Raw genomic sequence first — 16,964 nt, forward strand, 5'->3', positions numbered from 1 at the left:
TTGCCCCCGATTGCGGTGTGTCAGGTGTAGGTGGTGTGACTGAAACACTGCTATCGGGGGCAAGCCCCCTCCCACATTTAGCCCTCATTTCATAGCTGGATTGTTGCATCTCTAATAACAAGAATTCCCCGGGAGCCCGCTTATGTCGGTCGATCCGCAACACCTGCTTCGCGAGCTGTTTGCCACAGCCATCGATGCCGCCCACCCCCGGCAAGTCCTTGAACCTTACCTGCCCGCCGACCGCAGCGGCCGCGTGATCGTGATCGGCGCCGGCAAGGCTGCCGCCGCCATGGCGCTGGTCGTGGAGAACTGCTGGCAGGGCGAGGTCTCGGGCCTGGTCGTGACCCGCTACGGCCATGGCGCACCGTGCAAGAAAATCGAAGTGGTCGAAGCCGCGCACCCTGTTCCGGATGCTGCGGGCCTGGCCGTGGCCAAACGCGTGCTGGCACTGATCAGCGATCTGCACGAAGACGACCGCGTGATCTTCCTGCTCTCCGGTGGCGGTTCCGCCTTGCTCGCCCTGCCCGCCGAAGGCATTACCCTGGCCGACAAGCAAAGCCTCAACAAAGCCTTGCTCAAATCCGGCGCCACCATTGGCGAGATGAATTGCGTGCGCAAGCACCTCTCGGCGATCAAGGGCGGACGGTTGGCCAAGGCCGCGTGGCCCGCCACGGTCTACACCTACGCGATTTCCGATGTGCCGGGCGACCAGGCCACGGTGATCGCTTCCGGCCCCACGGTCGGCGACCCGAGCACCTCGCAACAGGCCTTGGCGATCCTCAAGCGCTACGGCATCGACGCCCCGGCCTCGGTGCGCAGTTGGCTGCAAAACCCTGCCTCGGAAACCGTCAAGCCCGGCGACCCGCTGCTCGCCCGCAGCCATTTCCAATTGATCGCCCGGCCGCAGCAATCCCTGGAAGCGGTGGCGGTCAAAGTGCGCCAGGCCGGTTTCAGCCCGCTGATCCTCGGCGACCTCGAAGGTGAAGCGCGCGAAGTAGCCAAGGTACACGCCGGCATCGCCCGGCAAATCGTGCAGCACGGCCAGCCGTTGGCGGCGCCGTGCGTGATCCTCTCCGGCGGTGAAACCACCGTCACCGTGCGCGGCAATGGCCGTGGCGGGCGCAACGCGGAATTCCTGCTCAGCCTCACCGACAGCCTCAAGGGCCTGCCCGGCGTCTATGCCCTGGCCGGTGACACCGATGGCATTGATGGCTCGGAAGACAACGCCGGCGCGCTCATGACCCCGTGCAGCTACCGCCGCGCCGAAGCCCTGGGCCTGAGCGCCTGCGACGAGCTGGATGACAACAACGGCTACGGCTACTTCGCCGCCCTGGGCGACTTGATCATCACCGAGCCGACCCGCACCAACGTCAACGACTTCCGCGCCATCCTGATCCTTGAGACCGCCAAACATGACGCCTGACAAGAAGGTCAAAATCCTCGCCACCCTGGGCCCGGCCACCGATGGGATCGACGATATCCGCGAGCTGGTGCAGGCCGGGGTGAATATATTTCGGCTCAATTTCAGCCACGGCGACCACGCCGATCACGCGCAGCGCTACCAGTGGATTCGCCAGGTCGAGCGCCAATTGAATTACCCGCTGGGCATCCTCATGGACCTGCAAGGGCCCAAGCTGCGCGTCGGGCGCTTTGCCGAGGGCAAGGTGCAACTGGTGCGCGGCCAGGCGCTGCGCCTGGACCTGGATGAAACACCGGGGGATCAACGTCGGGTCAACCTGCCCCATCCGGAAATCATCGCGGCACTGCAACCCGGCATGGACCTGTTGCTGGACGACGGCAAGCTGCGCCTGCGCGTAGTCACCAAGCACGCCGACGCCATCGACACCACCGTGCTCAACGGTGGCGAGCTGTCCGACCGCAAAGGCGTGAACGTGCCACAGGCGCTGCTGGCACTTAGCCCGCTCACCGCCAAGGACCGTCGCGACCTGAGCTTCGGCCTGGAGCTGGGCGTGGACTGGGTGGCGCTGTCCTTCGTGCAGCGCCCGGAAGATATCCGCGAAGCCCGCGCGCTGATCGGCGACCGGGCGTTCCTGATGGCCAAGATCGAGAAACCCTCGGCGGTGCAGCAACTGCGCGAAATCGCCGAATTGAGCGATGCGATCATGGTGGCCCGCGGCGACCTGGGCGTGGAAGTGCCGGCCGAAAGCGTGCCGCACATCCAGAGGGACATCATCAAGACCTGCCGCCAACTGGGTAAACCGGTGGTGGTGGCGACCCAGATGCTCGAATCCATGCGTTTCTCTCCTGCACCGACCCGCGCAGAGGTCAGCGACGTGGCCAATGCGGTGGCTGAAGGCGCGGACGCGGTGATGCTGTCGGCCGAAACCGCGTCCGGCGAGTACCCGCTGGAAGCCGTGCAGATGATGAGCAAGATCATCCGCCAGGTGGAAAACGGCCCGGACTACCAGGCCCAGCTGGATGTCAGCCGGCCCGGCGCGGATGCCACGGTCTCGGACGCCATCAGCTGCGCGATCCGCCGCATCAGCAGCATCCTGCCGGTGGCGGTGCTGGTGAACTACAGCGAGTCGGGCGCCTCCAGCCTGCGCGCGGCCAGGGAGCGGCCGGTGGCGCCGATCCTCACGCTCACGCCGAACCTGTCCACGGCGCGGCGCTTGAGCGTGGCGTGGGGCGTGCACTCGGTGGTCAATGATCGGCTTCGGCAGGTGGATGAGGTGTGTTCAACCGCGCTTGAGATCGCCCAGGCCCAAGGCATGGCGCAGCGTGGGGATACGCTGGTGATTACAGCTGGGGTGCCGTTTGGGCAGTTGGGGTCGACCAATTCCTTGCGTATCGAAACCCTACTGTAGGAGCGAGCTTGCTCGCGAAAAACGCCAACGCTGACGCAGGCATCCTGAATGCACGCGGCTCCCTTAGGTTTTTCGCGAGCAAGCTCGCTCCTACAGGGAGCTGCCATGCACAATCCAACCTGCCCCGACTGGGCCGAAGCCCTGCTCAACGGCTTCAGCCAGATCTTTCTCCAGCGCCATCCGCTGTGCGGCCTGCTGTGCCTGTTGGCGATTCTGATCGGCGCGCCGGCTTTGCTCGGCGGCGCATTGCTGGGTGGCGTCGCGGGTTTGCTCACGGCCCAGCGCCGAGGCTACCCCAAGGTTGAACGCCAGGCCGGGATGTATAGCTACAACGGCGTACTGCTGGGTGTGTTGATCAGCCAGCACTTCGCCTGGTCGACGTTGGTGCCGCCACTGATCCTGGCCTGTGGCGGCTTGAGCGCGATGCTGGTGCGGCAGTGGTTGAAACACGCCGCTCAACCCCAGGATCTGCCCGCCTACACCGCACCCTTTGTCGGCCTGGGCTGGTTGTTGCTGGGCACCATGGCGCCAGCCAACTTTGCCCTGAGCGAGCCCCAGCACATGACGCTACTCGCTGCGCCGTTTACCGGTCTGGCGCAAGTCATGCTGCTGGACCAGCCCGTAGCCGGGGCCTTGATCGTCCTTGGTCTGCTGCTGGCTGACCGGCGCGCCGCCGTGTGGGCACTGTCCGGCGCGATCGCCGGCGTGCTGGTCGCCTTGCTGCTGGGCGAAACCAGCGGCGCCCTGCTCGGCCTGCACAGCTACAACCCGGCGCTCGCCGCCCTGGCGCTGAGCCAGGCACGTCGCCAACCCTGGTTGCCGCTGATCGGCATCGTCCTGGCTGTCGTGCTCACACCGGGCTTCGCCGCGCTGCACCTGCCGACGCTGACCGCGCCATTCATTCTGGCCTGCTGGCTGGTGCGCGCCAGCCAGCGCGTGCTGCGCAAACCGCGCATGGACAGGCCGTTCGAATCCCCCTAGGCTTTGCCGATATTCAATTCGAGCGGGATTTATGGACAGCAACAACGACTGGCGCCAGCGACTCTACGTGATGGTTTTCCAAAGTGACACCGTCGCCGGGCGGCGCTTTGACGGCATCCTGTTGTTGATCATCCTCGCCAGCCTGGTCATCGTGATGCTCGACAGCATCGACGAAATCCACCAGAACTACGCCGACGTGCTGGCCTATATCGAATGGGGCTTTACCCTCATTTTCCTGATTGAGTACGGCCTGCGGCTTTACTGCTCACCCAAGCCATTGCGCTACGCCTTCAGCTTTTATGGCCTGGTGGATCTACTCGCGATCGTGCCCGGCATCCTCGCGCTGTACTACAGCGACGCGCAGTACCTGCTGATTATCCGCATCATCCGCATGCTGCGGATCTTTCGCGTTCTCAAGCTCAGTCCGTACCTCAAGCAGGCCAACTATCTGATGGCGGCGCTGCGCGGCAGCAAGCAGAAGATCGTGGTGTTCCTGGTCAGCGTGTGCACCCTGGTGACGGTGTTCGGCACCCTGATGTACGTAATCGAGGGCCCGGAGCACGGGTTTACCAGCATTCCCAAGGGCATCTATTGGGCGATCGTGACACTCACCACCGTGGGCTTTGGCGATATCGTGCCCAAGACGCCCCTGGGCCAGGTGATTTCCTCGCTGGTGATGATCACCGGCTACTCGATTATCGCCGTACCCACCGGGATATTCACCGCCGAGCTGGCCAGTGCCATGCGCGGTGAACAGCTGCAGACCGACTGCCCGGCGTGCAAGAAGAACAGCCACGAGCCGAATGCAGCGTTTTGCTCACGCTGTGGCAGCAACCTGTTCAGGAAAGTGGAATAAGCGAAGTTCTTTTTAATCTTTAAGCGACTATGCGGCCCCGGCTATAGTCGCTGGCATTGTGCCTCCCCCCTTCTCTCGAACAACAAGGAACGAGCAGTGAAAAACATCCTCAGCGCCTCTCTCCTGGCCGCCGGCCTGGCCCTGGCCGGCGCCGTCCAGGCGGCTCCGGTCACCCTGCTCAACGTCTCCTACGACGTGATGCGTGATTTCTACAAGGACTACAACGCCGCCTTCCAGAAGCACTGGGACGCCGAGCACCCGAATGACAAGCTGACCCTGCAGATGTCTTTCGGCGGCTCCAGCAAACAAGCGCGCTCGGTGATCGACGGCCTGCCGGCGGACGTGATCACTATGAACATGGCCACCGACATCAACGCCCTGGCCGACAACGGCAAGCTGGTACCGGACAACTGGGTCACCCGCCTGCCGAACAACAGCGCGCCGTTCACCTCGGCCACCGTATTCATCGTGCGCAAGGGCAATCCGAAAGCCCTGAAAGATTGGCCGGATCTGCTCAAGGATGGCGTGCAAGTGATCGTGCCCAACCCGAAGACCTCGGGTAACGGCCGCTACACCTACCTGTCGGCCTGGGGTTATGTGCTCAAGAACGGCGGCGATGAAGAAAAGGCCAAGGCCTTTGTCGGCAAGCTGTTCAAACAGGCGCCGGTACTCGACACCGGTGGCCGGGCCGCAACGACCACCTTCATGACCAACCAGATCGGCGACGTGCTGGTGACCTTTGAGAACGAAGCGGAAATGATCGCCCGCGAATTCGGCCGCGATCAGTTCGAAGTGATCTACCCAAGCGTGTCCGCCGAGGCCGAGCCGCCGGTGTCGGTGGTGGACAAAGTGGTCGAGAAGAAAGGCACCCGCGCAGCCGCCGAAGACTATCTGAAGTACCTGTGGTCGCCGCAAGGCCAGGAAATCGCCGCCAACAACTACCTGCGCCCGCGCGACCCGACCGTGCTGGCCAAGTACACCGACCGTTTCCCGAAAGTCGACTTCCTGTCGGTGGAGAAGACCTTCGGCGACTGGCGCACCGTGCAGAAAACCCACTTCAACGATGGCGGGGTGTTTGACCAGATTTATACCGGCCAATAAACGTTCCGGCTGAATAAACACAGTCAGAACTGTGGGAGGGGGCAAGCCCTAATGCCAGTCTGTAGGAGCGAGCTTGCTCGCGAAAAACGTCAACGATAACGCGTGTTTCCTGAATGAACGCGGTGCCTGTGAGTTTTTCGCGAGCAAGCTCGCTCCTACAAAGCCCCCACATTTAATTAGATTGAGTCATTATTTCGCGGCATGACAATTATCACCACAAGCGGCCTACTCACTACCGGCCGATGTCTCTACTCTCTCCTCCATCGTCCTTCGCCCGTATGAGAACCCCATGAATGCTACCCCCCACGCTACCGGCAGCATGACCCGAGGCATGGTCATGCTGTTTGCGTTTTGCTGCGGCGCCATCGTCGCCAACATCTACTACGCGCAGCCGATCATCGAACTGATCGCGCCGGACATCGGCCTCACGCCGGCCATGGCCAGCCTCATTGTGTCGCTGACGCAGATCGGCTATGCCCTGGGGCTGTTTTTCCTGGTGCCGCTGGGCGACCTGCTGGAAAACCGCAGGCTGATGATCGTCACCACCGTGGTGGCCATCGCCAGCCTGTTGGGCGCCGCGTTCACCGAGCAGCCCAACCTGTTTTTACTGGTGTCGCTGCTGATCGGTTTCAGCTCGGTGTCGGTGCAGATCCTGATTCCGTTGGCCGCACACCTGGCGCCTGCCGAATCCCGTGGCCGGGTGGTCGGCAGCATCATGGGCGGCCTGCTGCTTGGCATTCTGCTGGCGCGGCCGGTGTCCAGCGTGGTGGCGGACCACTTCGGCTGGCGGGCGATGTTCATGGCGGCGGCGGCGTTGATGGCGTTTATCAGTGTGGTGTTGATGCTGACCATTCCCAAGCGCCAACCGACGCACAGCGCCAGTTACGGCCAGTTGCTGGGTTCGCTGGGAACACTGCTGCGTGAGCAGCCGGTGTTGCGCCAGCGTGCGTTTTATCAAGGTTGCATGTTTGCCGCGTTCAGTCTGTTCTGGACCGCCGCCCCACTTGAACTGGTGCGCAACCACGGCCTCACCCAGACCCAGATCGCGATCTTCGCCCTGGTCGGTGCAATCGGCGCCATCGCCGCACCTATCGCCGGGCGGCTGGCCGATGCCGGCCACACCCACCGCGCCTCGTTGCTGGCGATGCTGCTGGGTGCACTGAGTTTCCTGCCGGCCTTCGTGCACCCGCTGTACAGCGTGATCGGCCTGGCGGTGACGGGCGTCGTGCTGGACTTCTGCGTGCAGATGAACATGGTGCTCGGCCAGCGTGCCGTCTATGCCCTTGACGCCCACAGCCGCAGCCGCCTGAACGCGCTGTACATGACCAGCATCTTTATCGGCGGCGCCTTCGGCTCGGCGATTGCCAGCAGCGTGTACGAACACGGCGGTTGGCTGGGCGTGATGCTGGTGGGCAGTGCATTCCCGCTGGTGGCGTTGTTGCGCTTCCTCAGTGCGTCGCGGCAGGCAAAGGTCGCCACCGCTTAAGAACGCACCAACTTCTCCAAAGCCGCATCCGCCAGAAATGACGAGCGGCTTTTGACGTTGTGTTCACGCACGTAACGGTCGATGCGTTGGATCACATAACCGGGCAAAGTCACATTGACCTTCTCGGTCTTGCCCAGATAAGGCGAGATATCCAGCTCCAACATGCCCCAGCCCATACCGGCGTAGTCTTCATGGGCGTGATGAGTGGCAACCGAGGTTGGCATCGGAATCACCCCGCCCTCTGCGGCAATCTCCTGCAGCAGGATGTGCGCCACTTCCACGGCCGCGTTGTAGGCCTCTTCAAAACTGTCCCCGGCGGTGACGGCGCCCGGAATGTCGGGGATCTGAATACCGGTGGCGGTAAAGTCATCGCCCCATTCGATACAGATTGGGTATTGCATGCATGCTCTCCTTAGAACTGAAACAGCCCGGCGCGTTTCCTGATGCTTCTGACGGTGCCCAAAGGCAGATCCTTCTTCGGATGAGGCACCGGTATCGTGTACGGGTTATAGCGGTGGGTGAAAATGTGATGGCTGCCGGTGACCCGATCCAGCACCCAGCCCGCTTCCAGCAATTCCTTGATCAATAGCCTGCTTTGCACCGCTGCCTCCTTGGCTCGGACTCAATAAAAATAACCCTAGAGTTATATTTACTCAAGCACAGAATGGCCAGGTCTGACTGACGGTTGTTTTACCGGATATTGATGAGCGTTTCGGCGCAGCATCGGGCTCAAGCCGAGGGCGCGTGCTCCAGGCAACACAGCAAACGCGCGACGGTGTGTTCCAGCGGGCCGGAGTTATCCAGCACGAATAACCCCTCGCCATTGGCAGCGATCAGCGCTTCGGTGAACCGCGCGTTGCGCGCCAGGCGTTCCTCGATATCCGTCAGGGATTCACGCGCGCGCGCGATCAGGCGCTGGCGCAGTACGGCTTGATCGACTGTCAGCAGCAACACCAGCAACGTCGGGTAACGCTCACGGGTTTGCGCCAGATGCGCGCGGGAGCCGTTGACCAGCACGTCGTCTCCGGCCGCCAGCCACTCGTCAATGTCCTTGGGAATGCCGTAGGACAACCCATTGGCCTGCCAACTGAGGGCAAACGCGCCCTGCGCCTGCATCGCCGCAAACTGCACCGGGCTCACGCCTTGCGCCGCTTCACCCACCGCCTCCGCCGAGCGCGTGATCACGCGGCGCACAATGCGGCAACCGCGCTCGGCCAACCGCGGGCGTGCGGCATCCAGCAGGCTGTCCTTGCCCGAACCCGATGGCCCGATGAGATAGATCAACCTGCCTGCCATCACACCACTCTCTTTGCTTGTTTTCGCACGGGTTGGCCGCTGTGCCGGTTTGCCCGGTATCACAGAGTATATCCAGCGATTGCCCGGCAACCAGGCCAGCGACGGTCACCTTACCGGGAAAGCGTGAGCCATGACAGACGTGGAGGGCTGCGCTGCTTCCTCGTCTCAATTCAGACGGCGCAACGCTTGAGCCAGCCAGGAACTTTCCTACGATCTGCGTGGCTTGCAGTTGCTATAACGCACCGTTAGCCTCTCGCAGTCGCTGCTCATCAGCGATCAGGCTTGGTCGCCTGGGTTAGAATGGCGCACAGTGCCGCGCAAGCGGCATTCTTGTGCTCGCGTTATGGCGGGCTGTGCGCGGGAGGGCTTAGGGCCCTGCCGGGTTTCCATTCCCTGGTCGACCAACCTGCGTACAGCTCGCCACCCTTCTGCTTGGTCGCGGATGTGGTGAGCTCCGACTGAATGGAGACTGACTGCATGAAAAAAGTTACGCCAAATCCCCCATCATTCCACTCGGATGACCTTTCACAAACCTCACCCAACCTCATCTTCACCGTCCGTCCCGGCCTTAGCACCGAAGCGGCGTTAAGCAATGCCAGCGAGATGCTGGAGTCGGCGACAGTCTGTGCGTACGACTGCGCCGAGCATCTGGATGGCTCAGGCCGCAAGCAGGTGCTGGCGGTCGTGCAGATGATCGAAATTGCACAGTTGTTGGTGAATGAAGCGTTGAACCGGGAGTGTCCTGTAGCTTGATAACAAGATCGTTCCCACGCTCTGCGTGGGAATGCCGCCCTGGACGCTCCGCGTCCTGCTTTTTGCGCACTGGTGACGCGGAGCGTCACGGGATGCATTCCCACGCGGAGCGTGAGAACGATCAAATCACAGGCAAGAAAAAGGCGACCCGAAGGTCGCCTTTTGTCATTGCGCGTACTGCTTGCTCAACCCTGGTGGCACGCCCTGTACGCTGGTCTCTTCCCACGGCCCGTTGGGGCTGATGGAGCGACGCCAGCCGTTGCTCCAACGATAGTAGGTGCGCTGGCGGTAGAAGGTGTCGGGCTGGTCGTCGAGTACGTACACCTGCATCTTGCCGTCCCAGTGGCTGGCCGCGCCCGGTGGTGGGGCGAAGGTCGGCGACTTGCTTGGCAGTGGCTTGGGCGGCGGGGTTACCGGGCCGGAGGGTTTGCTGCCGGGCTGGGTCGACGGGCCCGACGGCGGGATGGTCGGGCCGGTGGGGCCGGGTGGTGGTCGGTGGACCGCACAGGCGCTCAGGCCCAATACGAGGCTGAGCAGGGTCATACGTGCAAATGCGGTCATGGGCGTTTCCTCAAATTACTTGTCCGGACTGTCGATGGTCAGCTGCTGCAGCGCAGTGGCGGTGCTGGCCAAGGGTTGGCTGCGGCCGATCCACTCGCCAGCGGTTGGAACACCTGCCCGGGATATGCGCGCAACCAGTTGGACTTCAGGGAAGTTGGACAGTTTCAACTGCGGCATCATCGCGTCGGCATCGCCCAGTTCCACGGTGACAGGCAGTTCGGCAACGGTGACACGCTTGGCCGCAAGCGGTGCAGGCGGGCCGCCGACGGCGCGCGCGAAGATGAACACACTGTCGCCTGGCAGGGCCTTGGCTTTCACCTCGGCTGACAGGTCCACGCGCACTTTCAGCACGGCCTTCTGCGCGACAGCGCCGCCGCTCTCCCTGAGTTTTTCCGCAGCGCGATCGATGCCGCCTTGCAGCGCAACGCGAGAATTGTCTTCGGGTGGCAGTTGCGCCAGCAGACGGTTCCAGTAGTCGATCGCTTCCTGATAGCGCTGGCCTTCAAAGGCGGCGATACCGAGCAGGCCGAGGCTGGTGACTTCCTTTGGATCGAGCTTCAGGGCTTCGTCGGTCAGCGCCTGAACCTTGGGCGACCACTGTTTGTTGTCGGCGAAATACTGCGCCTGGGCCCACTGCCCGAGCAGTTCGGGCTGGCGCCCGGCCAAGGCAACGCTACGCTCAAACACTTTGGCGGCATCGGCGGAACGATCCTGGGCCATATAGGCGCGACCGAGGAAGTACAGGCCTTCAGCCGAATCCGGCTGGGCCGCCGCGGCACGTTCCAGGCGCTGCGTCATGTCGGCCATCGACACCGGCGGCTGGGAAAACTCGCGGGTTAACTCGACCTTGTCGCTCGCCCCATAATGCAGGTACAGCGCAACGCCCAGGACCGGGACAAGAAACGCCGCCAACAATGGCAGCGGTTTGCCAAGGCGGGACTCGCGACGCTTTTGCACGCCCTCGGTATCGGCCAGCAGTTCACGCGCAGCTTCGGCGCGGCCGGTATCGAGTTGCGCAGCAGTCAGGACGCCTTCGTCGCGCTGCACCTGCAGTTCGGCGATGCGCTCTTGATACAGCGCCACGTTCAGCGCGGTGCGGTCCTCCTCACGCTGGGCACGACGGCCACGCAGCACAGGGATCAACAGGAAGCTCAGGGCAATCAACAGCAGCAGCCCGGCTGCAAGCCAGAAATCAATCATCAGTCTTGGTGTCCAGCAATTGGTCGAGACGTTTACGCTCTTCGGGGGACAGCGCGTCGCTGCCATCGGCAGGCGCGGCGCGGCGGCGGCGCACGATGACGGCCATGACCACTACGCCGGTCAGCAGCAGCCCGGCGGGGCCGAACCAGAGCAGCGCAGTCTTGCCGGTAAGCGCCGGTTTATAGCGCACAAAATCACCGTAGCGGTCGACCATGAAGTCGATGATCTGCTGGTTGTCCTTGCCCTCCCCCAGCATCCGGAAGATCTCCTTGCGCAGGTCGGCGGCGATGGGCGCGTTGGAGTCGGCGATATCCTGGTTCTGGCATTTGGGGCAGCGCAGTTCCTTGGTCAGCTCGCGAAAACGCTCGCGGTCACCGTCGTTGGCAAATTCATAGGTGTCGATGGCGGCGTGGGCCACGCCGGCCAGTCCCAGCGCCAGCACAGCCGCAACTAACAGGCGCTTCATGGTTTGGCCTCATCGACCAGGGCCTGGTACTTGGCCGCCAGTTGCTCGCGCCAGACCACCTCGTCGATCACGCCGACGTACTTGTCACGGATCACGCCCTTGGCATCAATAAAGAAGGTTTCCGGGGCGCCGTATACGCCCAGGTTCAAACCGAGCTTGCCGTCTTCGTCGCGGATATCCAACTGGTACGGGTTGTGGAATTCAGCCAGCCATTTCAACGCCGCTGCATTATCGTCCTTGTAGTTGATGCCGTAGATCACCACGCCCTTCTCGGCGAGTTTGTTCAACACCGGGTGTTCGACGCGGCAGGAGATGCACCAGGTGGCCCACACGTTGACCAGCGCCGGTTTGCCCAGCAGGTCGGCGCGGGTCAGTTGCCTGTCGCCCTGCACAGTGGGCAGCGAGAATTCCGGGAACGGCTTGCCGATCATGGCCGACGGCAATTCGGCCGGGTCCAGGTACAGGCCGCGATAGAGGAACACCGCCACCACCAGAAACGCCGCCAGCGGCAACACCATCAACCAGCGCGTCATACCGCAGCTCCCATGCCGAGGGCTTCACGCACCCGGCTTTTGACCTTGACCCGGTAACGCCGGTCCAGCGCCGCGAGCACACCACCCAACCCGGTCAGCAGGCCGCCGAACCAGATCCAGCGCACAAACGGTTTCACATGCACGCGTACCGCCCAGGCGCCATCGCCCAGTGGTTCACCCAACGCCACATACAGGTCACGGGTGAAACCGGCATCGATACCTGCCTCGGTCATCATCGAACTCTGCACGGTATACAGGCGTTTTTCCGGGTGCAGCACGGCGATTTCCTTCCCGTTGCGCACCACGCGTACGGTGCCTTTGTCCGAAGTGAAATTCGGTCCTTCAAAGTGCCTGGCGCCTTCGAAGATGAACTGGTAACCGCCCAGGTCCATGGACTCGCCTGGCGCCAGGCGCAGGTCGCGTTCTGCGCTGTTCTGGCTCGACAGCACCACGCCCAGGGCGCAGACGGCGATGCCGATATGGGCGATCTGCATGCCCCAGTAGCTGCGGGTCAAGGTCGGCAGGCCTTTGATCAGGCCCTTGTGGCGAGTCTTGTCGGCGATATCGCGCACGCCGGCCAGCAACACCCAGGCCGCAAGCAGGAACGTGGCGAGCACCGCCCAGTTGAAGTCGCCGTAGGCAACCCCGGCGATCACGGCCAGGGCCACACTGCCCAGCAGCACCGGCATCAGCATGCCGGCCAGCCATTTCACCGGGGTGTCTTTCCAGCGCACCAGCACGCCGACCGCCATCACCATCATCAACAGGCCCATCAACGGAATGAACAAGGCGTTGAAGTACGGCGGGCCGACGGACAGCTTGGCGCCGCTCAGGGCATCCAGCACCAACGGGTACAGGGTGCCGAGCAGAATCATCGACGCGGCCACCACCAGCACCAGGTTGTTACCCAGCAGCAAGGTTTCCCGCGACCACAGGTTAAAGCCGACCTGGCTCTTGACCACGGGCGCGCGCAGGGCGAACAGGGTCAGCGAACCACCGACCACAAACAGCAGGAAGATCAGGATGAACACGCCGCGCGCAGGGTCGGAAGCAAACGCATGCACCGACGTCAGTACGCCCGAACGCACGAGGAACGTGCCGAGCAGGCTGAGGGAAAATGCCGCGATGGCCAGTAGCACGGTCCAGCTCTTGAACACGCCGCGTTTTTCGGTGACGGCCAGCGAATGAATCAAGGCGGTGCCGACCAGCCAGGGCATGAACGAAGCGTTTTCCACCGGGTCCCAGAACCACCAGCCGCCCCAGCCGAGTTCGTAGTAGGCCCACCACGAACCCAGCGTGATGCCGATGCCCAGGAAGGCCCAGGCGACGATGGTCCATGGCCGCGACCAGCGCGCCCAGGCCGCGTCGAGACGCCCGCCGAGCAAGGCAGCGATGGCGAAGGCAAAGGCCACGGAGAAGCCGACGTAGCCCATGTAGAGCATCGGCGGGTGCACGATCAGGCCGATGTCTTGCAGCAGTGGGTTGAGGTCATGCCCGTCCATGGGGATCTGCGGCAGGATGCGGCTGAACGGGTTGGAGGTCATGATCAGAAACAGCAAAAAACCGATGCTGATCATGCCCATCACCGCCAGCACCCGCGCCAGCATGACTTGCGGCAGTTGGCGCGAGAACACCGACACGGCGAACGTCCAGCCGCCGAGGATCAGCGCCCACAGCAGCAGCGAACCTTCATGGGCGCCCCACACGGCGCTGAATTTGTAATACCAGGGCAGTGCGCTGTTGGAATTATTGGCGACATAGGCGACGGAAAAATCGTCGGTCATAAAGGCGTAGGTCAGGCAACCGAAGGCGAACAGCAGGAATGCGAACTGCCCCCAGGCGGCCGGCTGGGCCAGGCTCATCCACAGGCGATCGCCGCGCCAGGCGCCAAGCAACGGCACCACGGCCTGGACGATGGCAAAGCACAGGGCGAGGATCATCGCCAACTGGCCAAGTTCGGGAATAAACAAAGCGGCGTTCATGACTCAGCCCTCCTTGGCAGGGGTTGGGGCGGATTGGCCGCTGTCCTTGAGGGCTTTGGTCACCTCCGGCGGCATGTATTTTTCATCGTGCTTGGCCAGCACTTCATCGGCCACCACCACGCCACTGGCGTTGAGCTTGCCCAGGGCGACGATGCCCTGGCCTTCGCGGAACAGGTCCGGGAGGATGCCGCGGTAGGTGATGGTCACGGATTTGCTGAAGTCGGTGACCACGAAGCTCACGTCCAGGGAGTCTGCAGAACGCTTCAAGGAGCCCTTTTCCACCATGCCGCCAGCGCGGATGCGCGTATCGACCGGCGCTTCGCCATTGGCGATCTGGGTCGGGGTGTAGAACAGGTTGATGTTCTGCTGCAGGGCGCTCAAGGCCAGGCCCACGGCTATGCCGACGCCGGCCAGGATGGCGAGGATGATCAACAGACGCTTTCTGCGCAACGGATTCACTTATCGGTCTCCCGGCGCAGACGGCGCGCCTCTTGTTGCAGGTAACGCTTGCGCGCCAGCAGCGGCGCGGCGACGTTGAGGGCCAGCACCGCCAGGCAGATGCCGTAGGCCGTCCAGACATACAGGCCGTGGTGGCCCATGGCGAGAAAATCACTGAAAGAAGCAAAACTCATCCACGCGCTCCCAGGCTGGCTTGAACTTCGGCTTTTACCCAACTGGTCCGGGCTTCACGCTTGAGCACTTCCAGGCGCATGCGCAGCAGCAGCACGGCGCCGAAGAAGCAGTAAAAACCCAGCACCATCAGCAGCAGCGGCGCCCACATCTCCACCGGCATCGCCGGTTTTTCAGTGAGGGTGAAGGTGGCGCCCTGGTGCAGGGTGTTCCACCACTGCACCGAATATTTAATGATCGGGATGTTGATCACGCCGACAATCGCCAGCACCGCGCAGGCCTTGGCGGCGCTGTCGCGGTTGCTGATCGCATTGCCCAGGGCGATCAGGCCGAAGTACAGGAACAATAGGATCAACATCGACGTGAGCCGCGCATCCCACACCCACCACGAACCCCAGGTGGGTTTGCCCCAGATCGCGCCGGTGATCAGCGCCACGGCGGTCATCCATGCACCGATGGGCGCAGCGCATTGCAGGGCGACGTCGGCGAGCTTCATCTTCCACACCAGACCGACAATGCCGCACACCGCCAGCATCACATAGCAGGACTGCGCCAGCATGGCGGCGGGCACATGGATATAGATGATGCGAAAGCTATTGCCTTGCTGGTAGTCCGGTGGCGCGAAGGCCAGGCCCCAGACCAGGCCGACGCCGATCAGCAATATGGCGGCGACGCTCAACCACGGCAGCAGCCTGCCGCTGAGGCCATAGAACCATTTGGGCGAGCCGAGCTTGTGAAACCAGGTCCAGTTCATTGCTGTTTCTCACGGTTGCTTCTTGCCGTGGCAAGAAGCGTAGGGTCTTTACTGGCCATGCGTGTAACGCCTGGCCAGACCTCATTATTCGCCGACGCTGATCTTCAGGCCGGCCGCTATGGCAAAGGGTGTCAGGGTTACCGCCAGGGCGGCCAGGCTGCCAAGCCACAGGAGGTAACCGGTCGCCGGCATCCCCATCAGCGCGGCCTGCAACGCGCCACTGCCGAGGATCAGAACCGGGATATACAAAGGCAGAATCAACAGGGCCAGTAACAGGCCACCGCGCTTCAACCCCACGGTCAACGCCGCGCCCACCGCGCCCAGCAGGCTGAGCACCGGCGTACCGAGCAACAAGGACAGAAGCAGCACCGGCAAACACTCGACGGGCAACCCCAGCATCAGCGCCAGCAGCGGCGAAAGCAAGACCAGCGCGAGGCCGGAAAAAGCCCAGTGTGCCAGCACCTTGGCCAGTACCAGAAGTGGCAAAGGGTGCGACGAAAGGACCCACTGTTCCAGGGAACCGTCTTCGAAATCACTGCGAAACAGCCCGTCCAGCGAGAGCAGCACGGATAAAAGTGCCGCAACCCACACCAGTCCCGGGGACAAGGTTTGCAACAGTTTAGTCTCGGGACCGACCGCCAAGGGGAACAACGCGATGACGATGGCGAAGAACACCAGCGGGTTGACCAGTTCTGCCGGGCGACGACACAACAGGCGGGCTTCGCGGGCGACCAACAGGGCGAATACGCTCATGCCGACCAGCGTCCCAGATCCAGCTCACGGTAACCGGCGGGCAAGCGCGTCAGGCTGTGGTGGGTGGTGAGCAGCACCGTGCCGCCCTGCTCACAATGCATCGCCAGGTGCTCCTCGAGCTGGGCGACGCCTTGCTTATCCAAGGCGGTAAAGGGTTCGTCGAGAATCCACAGCGGCGGGCCCGGCAGGTACAAACGCGCCAGCGCCACGCGGCGCTGCTGGCCGGCGGAGAGGGTGTGGCAGAGAACGTCTTCAAAACCCTTGAGACCCACGGCGGCCAGGGCCTGCCAGATGGCGTCGCGGCTGGCGCGGTGATGCAGGGCACTGAGCCAGCTGAGGTTTTCTTCGGCGGTGAGCACGTCCTTGATACCGGCGGCGTGGCCGATCCATATAAGGTTGCGCGCCAGTGCTGTGCGTTGCTCGTCGAGGGGCTTGCCGTTGAGACGCACCGCCCCGGCCGTCGGCCGCATCAGCCCGGCCAGCAGGCGCAACAGGCTGGTCTTGCCGCTGCCGTTGGGGCCGCTGACCTGCACCATGTCGCCGCCCGCCAGGCGCAGGTCGAGGTGCTCGAACAGCAGGCGCAGGTCGCGTTCACAGGAGAGCGCTACGGCTTCAAGAAGAGGGCTGGTCAAAAGATCGCGGGCCTTTACGGTTCAAGTCGGCGGTGCAGCGGCCGTTATAAAAGAAATGCACAATAACGGCTTTGGCGACCGGTTTTAGAGAGCTGGATCAAATAGTTGTGAGGTTTTTAGCGCTCTCTTTGCAGACGGGCGGCATTATACAT

20 protein-coding genes are annotated in these 16,964 nt (G+C 62.9%); 7 read left to right on the plus strand and 13 right to left on the minus strand.

Annotated features, from left to right (window positions below; translation table 11 throughout):
* Window positions 1-142: 142 nt before the first annotated feature.
* The 6 genes from TU82_RS08695 (at window position 143) to TU82_RS08720 (ending at window position 7,252) form a co-directional block, all read left to right on the plus strand.
* Complete coding sequence (locus TU82_RS08695; RefSeq protein WP_057722713.1) at window positions 143-1,423, plus strand: glycerate kinase type-2 family protein; 1,281 nt, start codon at window positions 143-145, stop codon at window positions 1,421-1,423.
* On the plus strand, window positions 1,413-2,828 hold the full coding sequence (pyk, locus tag TU82_RS08700) for a pyruvate kinase (protein ID WP_057722715.1): 1,416 nt from the start codon (window positions 1,413-1,415) through the stop codon (window positions 2,826-2,828). The genes TU82_RS08695 and pyk overlap by 11 nt, the downstream gene beginning before the upstream one ends.
* 105 nt (window positions 2,829-2,933) lie before the next feature.
* Window positions 2,934-3,809, plus strand: a complete 876-nt coding sequence (locus TU82_RS08705; protein WP_057722717.1) for an urea transporter — start codon at window positions 2,934-2,936, stop codon at window positions 3,807-3,809.
* A 31-nt stretch (window positions 3,810-3,840) separates the two neighbouring features.
* Window positions 3,841-4,665, plus strand: coding sequence for an ion transporter (locus TU82_RS08710; RefSeq protein ID WP_057722719.1), 825 nt, complete (start codon window positions 3,841-3,843; stop codon window positions 4,663-4,665).
* 96 nt (window positions 4,666-4,761) lie between these two features.
* On the plus strand, window positions 4,762-5,766 hold the full coding sequence (locus tag TU82_RS08715) for a sulfate ABC transporter substrate-binding protein (protein WP_057722721.1): 1,005 nt from the start codon (window positions 4,762-4,764) through the stop codon (window positions 5,764-5,766).
* A 289-nt stretch (window positions 5,767-6,055) separates the two neighbouring features.
* Window positions 6,056-7,252: an MFS transporter gene (locus TU82_RS08720; protein ID WP_082631987.1), complete on the plus strand. Its 1,197-nt coding sequence runs from the start codon at window positions 6,056-6,058 to the stop codon at window positions 7,250-7,252.
* On the opposite strand, the gene TU82_RS08725 is transcribed toward TU82_RS08720, so the two are convergent.
* The 3 genes from TU82_RS08725 to phnN all read right to left on the minus strand — a co-directional run bounded on the left by TU82_RS08725 (window position 7,249) and on the right by phnN (window position 8,548).
* Window positions 7,249-7,653, minus strand: a complete 405-nt coding sequence (locus TU82_RS08725) for a type II toxin-antitoxin system HicB family antitoxin (RefSeq protein WP_057722725.1) — start codon at window positions 7,651-7,653, stop codon at window positions 7,249-7,251. The two genes, TU82_RS08720 and TU82_RS08725, sit on opposite strands and share 4 nt — an antisense overlap.
* 11 nt (window positions 7,654-7,664) lie before the next feature.
* On the minus strand, window positions 7,665-7,853 hold the full coding sequence (locus TU82_RS08730; RefSeq protein WP_057722727.1) for a type II toxin-antitoxin system HicA family toxin: 189 nt from the start codon (window positions 7,851-7,853) through the stop codon (window positions 7,665-7,667).
* Between the two features lie 128 nt (window positions 7,854-7,981).
* Window positions 7,982-8,548, minus strand: coding sequence for a phosphonate metabolism protein/1,5-bisphosphokinase (PRPP-forming) PhnN (gene phnN, locus TU82_RS08735; RefSeq protein WP_057722729.1), 567 nt, complete (start codon window positions 8,546-8,548; stop codon window positions 7,982-7,984).
* Window positions 8,549-9,025: 477 nt separating this feature from the next.
* On the opposite strand from phnN, the gene TU82_RS08740 reads away from it, so the two are divergent.
* Entirely contained in the window at window positions 9,026-9,301 is a 276-nt protein-coding gene (locus TU82_RS08740) for a DUF6124 family protein (protein ID WP_057722731.1), read from the plus strand.
* A 165-nt stretch (window positions 9,302-9,466) separates the two neighbouring features.
* On the opposite strand, the gene TU82_RS08745 is transcribed toward TU82_RS08740, so the two are convergent.
* From TU82_RS08745 to ccmA, 10 genes are all read right to left on the minus strand, one after another.
* Window positions 9,467-9,862, minus strand: a complete 396-nt coding sequence (locus tag TU82_RS08745; RefSeq protein ID WP_057722732.1) for a hypothetical protein — start codon at window positions 9,860-9,862, stop codon at window positions 9,467-9,469.
* A 15-nt stretch (window positions 9,863-9,877) separates the two neighbouring features.
* Complete coding sequence (gene ccmI, locus TU82_RS08750; RefSeq protein WP_057722734.1) at window positions 9,878-11,062, minus strand: c-type cytochrome biogenesis protein CcmI; 1,185 nt, start codon at window positions 11,060-11,062, stop codon at window positions 9,878-9,880.
* Window positions 11,055-11,528, minus strand: coding sequence for a cytochrome c-type biogenesis protein (locus tag TU82_RS08755; RefSeq protein WP_057722736.1), 474 nt, complete (start codon window positions 11,526-11,528; stop codon window positions 11,055-11,057). The genes ccmI and TU82_RS08755 overlap by 8 nt, the downstream gene beginning before the upstream one ends.
* Window positions 11,525-12,061, minus strand: coding sequence for a DsbE family thiol:disulfide interchange protein (locus TU82_RS08760; RefSeq protein ID WP_057722738.1), 537 nt, complete (start codon window positions 12,059-12,061; stop codon window positions 11,525-11,527). The genes TU82_RS08755 and TU82_RS08760 overlap by 4 nt, the downstream gene beginning before the upstream one ends.
* The gene (locus TU82_RS08765; RefSeq protein ID WP_057722740.1) at window positions 12,058-14,043 is read right to left on the minus strand and encodes a heme lyase CcmF/NrfE family subunit; all 1,986 of its coding nucleotides are present in this window, start codon (window positions 14,041-14,043) and stop codon (window positions 12,058-12,060) included. Before TU82_RS08765 ends, TU82_RS08760 begins: the two co-directional genes overlap by 4 nt.
* A gap of 3 nt (window positions 14,044-14,046) precedes the next feature.
* On the minus strand, window positions 14,047-14,502 hold the full coding sequence (gene ccmE / locus TU82_RS08770) for a cytochrome c maturation protein CcmE (RefSeq protein WP_057722742.1): 456 nt from the start codon (window positions 14,500-14,502) through the stop codon (window positions 14,047-14,049).
* Window positions 14,499-14,675, minus strand: coding sequence for a heme exporter protein CcmD (gene ccmD / locus TU82_RS08775; protein WP_057722744.1), 177 nt, complete (start codon window positions 14,673-14,675; stop codon window positions 14,499-14,501). The genes ccmE and ccmD overlap by 4 nt, the downstream gene beginning before the upstream one ends.
* On the minus strand, window positions 14,672-15,427 hold the full coding sequence (locus TU82_RS08780; RefSeq protein WP_057722746.1) for a heme ABC transporter permease: 756 nt from the start codon (window positions 15,425-15,427) through the stop codon (window positions 14,672-14,674). The genes ccmD and TU82_RS08780 overlap by 4 nt, the downstream gene beginning before the upstream one ends.
* Before the next feature lie 84 nt (window positions 15,428-15,511).
* Window positions 15,512-16,180, minus strand: coding sequence for a heme exporter protein CcmB (ccmB, locus tag TU82_RS08785; RefSeq protein WP_057722748.1), 669 nt, complete (start codon window positions 16,178-16,180; stop codon window positions 15,512-15,514).
* Window positions 16,177-16,812, minus strand: coding sequence for a cytochrome c biogenesis heme-transporting ATPase CcmA (ccmA, locus tag TU82_RS08790; protein ID WP_057722750.1), 636 nt, complete (start codon window positions 16,810-16,812; stop codon window positions 16,177-16,179). Before ccmA ends, ccmB begins: the two co-directional genes overlap by 4 nt.
* Between the last annotated feature and the right edge of the window lie 152 nt (window positions 16,813-16,964).

Origin of the sequence: Pseudomonas orientalis (genome assembly GCF_001439815.1) — a bacterium.
GTDB classification, from domain to species: Bacteria; Pseudomonadota; Gammaproteobacteria; order Pseudomonadales; family Pseudomonadaceae; genus Aquipseudomonas; species Aquipseudomonas orientalis.